The sequence below is a fragment of the Pseudomonadota bacterium genome, assembly GCA_039033415.1.
Classification (GTDB): Bacteria; Pseudomonadota; Gammaproteobacteria; order Xanthomonadales; family SZUA-38; genus JANQOZ01.
The window spans coordinates 109,112-116,153 of record JBCCCR010000021.1; the positions used below are offsets into that span (position 1 = coordinate 109,112).

The following is a 7,042-nucleotide window of genomic DNA, read 5'->3' on the forward strand; positions in this document are numbered from 1 at the left end:
ATTGGGTGGTAACCAGCGATGGGTTAGCATGCGCGATTAACCGTCAGAGCTGCCCACCGAGGGCCGTCAGAAAAACACCATGGAAGCCATCTATAACCCCCAGCAGCTGGAGCCGGAAATCCAGGCTGATTGGGACGCCCGCGAAGTCTATCGTGTCACCGAAGACGAAGACCGGGAAAAGTACTACTGCCTGGCCATGCTGCCGTATCCCTCCGGGGCACTGCACATGGGGCACGTCCGCAACTATATGATCGCGGACGTCATCGCTCGCTATCAACGCATGCTGGGCAAAAACGTGCTGCAACCCATGGGCTGGGATGCCTTTGGGCTGCCCGCCGAAAACGCGGCCATCAAGAACAAGGTTCCGCCGGCGCGCTGGACCTACGCCAACATCGACCACATGCGCGGTCAGCTCAAGCGACTGGGCTACGCGTATGACTGGTCGCGCGAAGTCACCACCTGCCGCCCGGAGTACTACCGCTGGGAGCAGCTGATGTTTGTGCGGCTGTTCGAAAAAGGGCTGGTGTACCGGCGCAACGCGACGGTGAACTTTGATCCGGTCGATCAGACCGTGCTGGCCAACGAACAGGTGGTGGACGGCCGCGGTTGGCGCTCGGGTGCGTTGGTGGAACGCCGCGAGATCCCCCAGTGGTTTTTGAAAATCACCGACTACGCCCAGGAGCTCCTGGACAACCTGGACGATCTCGACGGCTGGCCCGACTCGGTTCGGACCATGCAGCGCAACTGGATCGGCCGTTCGGAGGGCGCGGAGTTCTCATTGGCAATCTGCGATGAGAGCGGTGAGGTTCAGCCGGAGCTCAGTCTGCAGGTCTACACGACACGGCCAGACACCAGCTTCGGCATGACCTATTGCGTCCTTGCGCCCGAACATCCGCTGGTGGCGGAAATCACAACGCCGGAGCAGCAGGCTGCGGTCGAGCAGTTTCAAAAGGAAGCGGCAGCGGCCAGCGAAATTGATCGACTGGCTGACGGCGCGCTGGACAAGCGCGGCGTGTTCACCGGCGCCTTTGCTTTAAATCCGTTTACCCAGAAGCCGGTGCCGGTCTACCTGGCTGACTACGTGCTGATGGGTTACGGCACCGGGGCCATCATGGCGGTACCCGGTCAAGATCAGCGCGACTGGGACTTCGCCAAGGCCTACGACCTGCCCATCATCCGCACGGTGGAGCCGCCCGAAGACTTTGACGGTGAAGCCTTCACCGGCGACGGGCCAGCGATCAATAGCGACTGGCTGAACGGGCTGGAAGTTGATGAGGCGAAAGCCAAGGCGCTGGCCTGGCTGGAGGAACAGGAGCTGGGTCAGCGCAAGGTGAACTTCCGGCTTCGCGACTGGGGCGTCTCGCGCCAGCGTTACTGGGGCTGCCCGATCCCCATGATCCGCTGCCCCAAATGCGGCGACGTGCCGGTGCCCGAGGACGAGCTCCCCGTGGTGCTGCCCGAAGACGTGGAGTTCATGGGCGTGCAGTCGCCCATCAAGGCCGACCCGAAATGGCGCCAGACGGTCTGTCCAATCTGCGGCGGTCCGGCCGAACGGGAAACCGACACGTTTGACACCTTTATGGAGTCGTCCTGGTACTACGCGCGTTATTGCAGTCCGGACGCTGACGCCATGGTCGACGAGCGCGCTAACTACTGGCTGCCGGTGGACCAGTATGTCGGGGGCATCGAGCACGCCATCCTGCACCTGATGTATTTCCGCTTCTATCACAAGCTGATGCGCGACGCGGGCCTGGTGAAGTCCGACGAGCCGGCCACCAACCTTTTGTGCCAGGGGATGGTGGTGGCGGACACGTTCTACCGCGAAGACGAGGACGGCGTTAAGCAGTTCATCAATCCGCAGGACATCGAGCCGGTGCTGGACGATCGCGGCGCGATGATCGCGGCCAAGCTGATCAGCGACGGTCAGCCCGTGGAGATCGGGGCCGTCGAAAAGATGTCGAAGTCGAAGAACAACGGCGTTGACCCGGTGCATTTGGTTGAGCAGTTTGGCGCAGACACGGTGCGTTTGTTCTCGGTGTCAGACTCCCCGCCGCACCAGTCGCTGGAGTGGTCTGAAGCGGGCGTCGAAGGCGCACACCGATTTCTGAAGCGCCTGTGGCGCAACGTTGCGGACCATGCGGCCGACGGCGCGGGCGGTAAGCTGGAGCCCGAGGCCCTGAGCGATGTTCAGCGCGACCTTTACCGCAAGCTCCACGAGACGCTGGCCAAGGTCGGCGACGACATCGGTCGGCGGCGAACCTTTAACACCGCCATTGCGGCGATTATGGAACTCGTCAACGCGGCGTCCCGCCACAAGGGCGACACAGACGCGGATCGTGCTTTGCTCCAGCATGTGTGGGAAAACGTGGTGACGCTGCTGACCCCGATGGTGCCGCACGCGGCGCAGGGTCTGTGGCAGGGCCTGGGTAAAGAGGGTGACGTCATCGACCAGCCCTGGCCCGAGCACGATCCGGCGGCGCTGGTGCGTGACGAGCTGGAGATTGTGGTGCAGGTGAACGGCAAGGTCCGGGGCCGCATTCAGGCGCCGGCTGAGGCCAGCCGCGAGGAGCTGGAAAGCCTGGCTCGCGGTGAACCGAACGTCGCTCGCTTTGTCGGGGACAGTCAGGTGCGTAAGGTCATTGTGGTGCCGAAGAAGCTGGTCAATATCGTGATCGGCGGATGAGCGGTCGCCGGGGCTTCCAGACCGCGCTGCTGTTAGGGCTGGTGCTTGTGCTCGCCGGCTGCGGGTTTCAGCTTCGCGGCAGCGCTGCGCTGCCGCCGGAGCTCGACGCCGTGAACCTGGGCATTCCCGACAACCACCCGCTGGCCCGCGAGCTGTCCACGCTCCTGTCAGCCTCCGGGCGGCAGGTGGTTGCGCCCGACAAGGCGACGGCGCAGCTGCAGTTCGAGCAGAACGACCTGCTGCGCGACGTCCAGTCGGTTGGGGCGACCGCGCGGGTTCGGGAATTTGCGCTGCGCTACAACGTGTCGTTTCGTGTTGTCAGCGCAGACGGGCGCGAGATCCAACCGCTGACTTCGCTGGAGATCTACCGGGACTACACCTTCGACCAGGGCCAGGTACTGGGTGCGGCCAGCGAAGAAGAGTTTCTGCGCGACGAGATGACCCGGGAAATGGCAAACCGAATCCTCCGCTCGCTGTCCTCCGGCTGATGCAGCTCGGTGTCGATCGTATTGCGGGTCAGGTCAGCCAGGGCCTGAAACCCATCTATCTCATTTCCGGGGACGAACCGCTGCAGGTGCTCGAAACCGCTGACGCGGTGCGCTCGGCGGCCCGGGAACAGGGCCTGGTGGAGCGTCTGGTGTTCGAAGTCGACAAAAGCTTCGACTGGAATCGACTGGCGAGCGACAGTGCCAACCTGTCGCTGTTTGCGTCACGCCGCTTGCTCGACCTGCGCTTACCCACCGGCAAGCCCGGTCGCGAGGGCGGCGCGGCAATCCGCGCGTTTGCCGATCAGGCTACCGAAGATGGTGACGTGCTGCTGATCACCGCTGGGAAGATCGAAAAGGCGTCACGCAATAGTGCCTGGGTTAAGGCCATTGATCGGCTTGGGATTTTTGTCACGTGCTGGCCGCTGAAGCCGGCGGAGCTGCCTCAGTGGCTGAGCCAGCGGTTTATCAGCCGTGGCGTCGCCGCGGACGCCGCCGCTTGCCGGGCGCTGGCGAGCCGGATCGAAGGCAACCTGCTCGCCGCTGCTCAGGAGGTCGACAAGCTTTCTCTGCTGAAGGCGGGAGGTACGGTGACCGTCGACGATATTGAGGAGGCCGTGGCAGACAATGCGCGCTTCGACGTCTTTAAGCTGTCCGATGCAGCGCTGGAGGGTGATCTCACCCGCGCGCTCCGGGTCGCACGGGCGCTGGCGCTTGAAGCGGCGCCGCTGCCGGTGGTGGCCTGGACGCTCACGCGGGAATCGCGGCTGCTGCTGAATCTGCGCCAGGCGATGGACACCGGGGCCAACGTTCAGGCGATCTACCGGGCCAACGCGGTGTGGGACGCCCGCAAGAACCTGCTGCAACGAGCGATGCGCCGGCTCAATGAGCGCCAGCTGACTCAGGCGCTCGAACATTGCGCGCTGCTGGACCGGCAGACCAAGGGCCTGGCCGCTGGCGATCCCTGGCAGTCGGTTGAGGCCCTGGTGACGCTGCTCTGTCTCGGGCGTAAGCCCATGGTGTCGCAGCGCGCCGCGCAAGGCTCGTGACCGAAGCTTCAGCGCCGGGGTCCGATAGCTCAGGCCGCCTCGTCGTCCTTGGAGGGACCTTCAATCCGGTGCACTACGGCCACCTGAGCATCGCCAGCCAGGTTGCCTGGCAGCTCGACGCCACCGTCCATCTGCTGTTATCCGCCCGCCCGCCGCATCGCGATTACGCCGTGGCCAGCGCCGGGCAGCGTTGGGAGATGCTCAAGCTCGCCACGCGGGGCCATCCGCGCCTGCTCCCGGATCGGCGAGAGCTGGACCGAGACGGGCCTTCTTTTATGGTCGACACGCTTGAGAGCTTGCGCAATGAGTTTCCTGCGGCCGGCGTATCGCTGGTGCTAGGCAGTGACGCCGCGGCCGGGCTGGCGAGCTGGCACCGCAGCGAGGAACTGGCGCGGCTGGCGCATCTGGTTGTGGTCCGACGACCGGGAATGGACGATGGATTGGATCCGTCGCAGCTTGCCGCGCTCGGCTTTGCGCCGGCTGATAGCGTCGACGAACTGGATCCGCCGCAGGGTGGTCGAAGCCTGATCCTGGAGACGGTGGCGCTGGAAATTTCGGCCAGCGCGATACGCGAACTGGTGCGCCAGGGTGGCCCAATCAATTATATGACGCCGCCCGCGGTGGTGGATTTCCTCACCCGAGAACGGCTGTATGTTCGTTGATCCGCGGGGACAGCCCTCCTACAATGCTAGACACCGCATCGGTTTGAGGTTTTCAGACATTTGAAAAAGGGCTCACCCGCCGGCCAAAACCCCGGCACCGCGTCACCGGCGATTTCACCGCAGCAGGTGGCTGATCTGGTCAACGGCGCGCTCGACGACGCCAAGGCTGTGGACATTCAGACGATCGATGTTCGCGGCAAAACCACCATCACCGACTACATGATTGTTGCCTCAGGCAACTCGACCCGCCACGTCAAAACCCTCGCCGACAGTGTGATCACTCGCAGCAAGGAACGGGGTATGCCCGTGGTTGGCGTTGAAGGTGAGCGGGAATCAGAGTGGATCTTGGTGGACCTGGCCGACGTGCTGGTCCATTTGATGGTGCCCCGCGCGCGAGCCTTTTACGCGCTGGAATCGCTGTGGACCGTCGATGACGAGGCGGCCGCAGAAGCGACGCCCTGAGCGGCTGGGTCCGGCGGCCTGCCGCTGAAACCCACCATCCGGCTCCTTGAACATTCGGCTGCTCGCCGTTGGCGGCAAAATGCCCGATTGGGTCAACGCAGGTTTTCAGGACTACCAGCGCCGCCTGCCGCCTCACCTCAAGCTGCAGCTCACCGAAATCCCGCTCCCGAAAAGACGCGCGTCGCTCGCGCTTGAGAAGAGTCTGGCCCAGGAAGGCGAGGCGCTGCTCAAGGCTGCCGCCGGCGCGCAGCGCGTGATCGCGCTGGACGTTGCCGGCAAACAGTTCAGCACCCGACAACTGGCAGACCAGCTCGATGAGTGGCTGGGCCTGGGGGGTGATGTGGCCCTGCTGATCGGCGGCCCGGATGGTTTGGACGCCCGGGTGCTTCAGCACTGCCAGCAGCGCTGGTCTCTGGGCAAACTGACGCTGCCTCATCCACTGGTGCGCGTGGTGCTCGCTGAACAGCTTTACCGCGCGCACAGTATTTTGGTCGGACACCCCTACCATCGTGAGTAACGGCGCTCCAGCTCTCTGGCTCGCCTCGCGTTCGCCAAGGCGGCGAGAACTGCTCGCGCAGATCGGCGTTAGCTTTGCCTTGCTTGAGGTCGATGTGGAGGAGCAGCCTGGGGAAAGCGAATCGCCCGCCGACTACAACCTGCGGGTTGCGCAGGACAAAGCGGTGGCCGGCGCCGGTCAACGCCCCAGCGCGATGCCGGTGCTTGGGGCCGATACGGAGGTGGCCCTCGACGGCCGGATCTACGGCAAACCGGCCGATGCCGCCGAGGCGCGTGAGATGCTGCAGAGCCTGGCGGGGCGCACGCACCGCGTTTACTCAAGCGTGGCCGTCGTCAACGAAGCGGGTGAAGCCAGGAGCTGTCAGCAGGTCAGCGAGGTGACCTTCGCTGAACTGGACCTTCGGCAGATTAACGCCTATCTAACGACCGGTGAGTATGCTGGCCGGGCCGGGGGCTATGCGATTCAGGGATTGGGGTCCAGCTTTGTGGCCCACATCGAGGGCAGTTATTCTGGCGTGATGGGATTACCACTTTTTGAAACCGTGCCGCTCCTGCAATGGGCCGGCGCCCTTAAGCCCGACAGCCCGCTCCGGCTATGAGCGAAGAGATGCTGATCAACGTAACCCGGAGCGAAACCCGGGTGGCGGTGCTGGAGAACGGCATGCTGCAGGAGCTCATCATTGAGCGCAGCAGTCGCCGTGTGTACCTGGGCAACGTTTATCAAGGAACGGTGGTTCGGGTTTTGCCCGGGATGCAGGCCGCGTTTGTCGACGTGGGGCTGGAGCGGGCGGCCTTTTTGCATGCCTCCGATATTGGCCGCCATCACGCTGAGACCGATGACGCTGAACCTCAGGAGACACCGCCGATCACCCAGCTGCTGCGCGATGGCCAGAAGATTTTGGTGCAGGTCATCAAAGACCCCATCGGCAGCAAAGGCGCGCGCCTCACCACCAACATCTCCATCCCCTCTCGCTTTCTGGTTCTGACCCCGTCGTCATCCCAGATCGGCGTGTCGGTGCGTATTGAAGATCCGGAAGAGCGCGAACGGCTCCGGGGCATGGTCGAGGCGGCTCGGGACGATGACAGCAAAACCGGCTACATCGTTCGCACCAATGCCGAGGGCATGGATACCTTTGCGATCCGCGCGGATCTCGCCTACCTGAATAAGCTGTGGGACTTGATCCA

At 63.8% G+C, this 7,042-nt stretch carries 8 protein-coding genes; all 8 read left to right on the forward strand.

Annotation, left to right across the window (positions count from 1 at the left end; translation table 11 throughout):
* The first annotated feature begins 79 nt into the window (after positions 1–79).
* Positions 80–2,683, forward strand: a complete 2,604-nt coding sequence (gene leuS, locus AAF358_17420) for a leucine--tRNA ligase (protein MEM7707342.1) — start codon at positions 80–82, stop codon at positions 2,681–2,683.
* Positions 2,680–3,171 (forward strand): LPS assembly lipoprotein LptE, encoded by a 492-nt coding sequence (gene lptE / locus AAF358_17425; GenBank protein MEM7707343.1) that lies wholly within the window; start codon positions 2,680–2,682, stop codon positions 3,169–3,171. Before leuS ends, lptE begins: the two co-directional genes overlap by 4 nt.
* Positions 3,171–4,217, forward strand: coding sequence for a DNA polymerase III subunit delta (holA, locus tag AAF358_17430; protein ID MEM7707344.1), 1,047 nt, complete (start codon positions 3,171–3,173; stop codon positions 4,215–4,217). Before lptE ends, holA begins: the two co-directional genes overlap by 1 nt.
* On the forward strand, positions 4,214–4,879 hold the full coding sequence (gene nadD / locus AAF358_17435) for a nicotinate-nucleotide adenylyltransferase (protein ID MEM7707345.1): 666 nt from the start codon (positions 4,214–4,216) through the stop codon (positions 4,877–4,879). Before holA ends, nadD begins: the two co-directional genes overlap by 4 nt.
* A 60-nt stretch (positions 4,880–4,939) precedes the next feature.
* On the forward strand, positions 4,940–5,341 hold the full coding sequence (gene rsfS / locus AAF358_17440; protein ID MEM7707346.1) for a ribosome silencing factor: 402 nt from the start codon (positions 4,940–4,942) through the stop codon (positions 5,339–5,341).
* A gap of 46 nt (positions 5,342–5,387) precedes the next feature.
* Positions 5,388–5,858, forward strand: a complete 471-nt coding sequence (gene rlmH / locus AAF358_17445) for a 23S rRNA (pseudouridine(1915)-N(3))-methyltransferase RlmH (GenBank protein MEM7707347.1) — start codon at positions 5,388–5,390, stop codon at positions 5,856–5,858.
* Positions 5,851–6,456, forward strand: coding sequence for a Maf family protein (locus AAF358_17450; protein MEM7707348.1), 606 nt, complete (start codon positions 5,851–5,853; stop codon positions 6,454–6,456). Before rlmH ends, AAF358_17450 begins: the two co-directional genes overlap by 8 nt.
* Positions 6,453–7,042, forward strand: a 590-nt coding sequence (locus AAF358_17455) for a ribonuclease E/G (GenBank protein MEM7707349.1), incomplete at its 3' end; no start/stop codon positions are given. The genes AAF358_17450 and AAF358_17455, both read left to right, overlap by 4 nt.

What these genes read in the sequence shown, in the direction of transcription:
- leuS (MEM7707342.1), top strand. Translation starts at nt 80, where the DNA reads ATGGAAGCCATCTATAACCCCCAGCAGCTGGAGCCGGAAATCCAGGCT.
- holA (MEM7707344.1), top strand. Translation starts at nt 3,171, where the DNA reads ATGCAGCTCGGTGTCGATCGTATTGCGGGTCAGGTCAGCCAGGGCCTG.
- lptE (MEM7707343.1), top strand. Translation starts at nt 2,680, where the DNA reads ATGAGCGGTCGCCGGGGCTTCCAGACCGCGCTGCTGTTAGGGCTGGTG.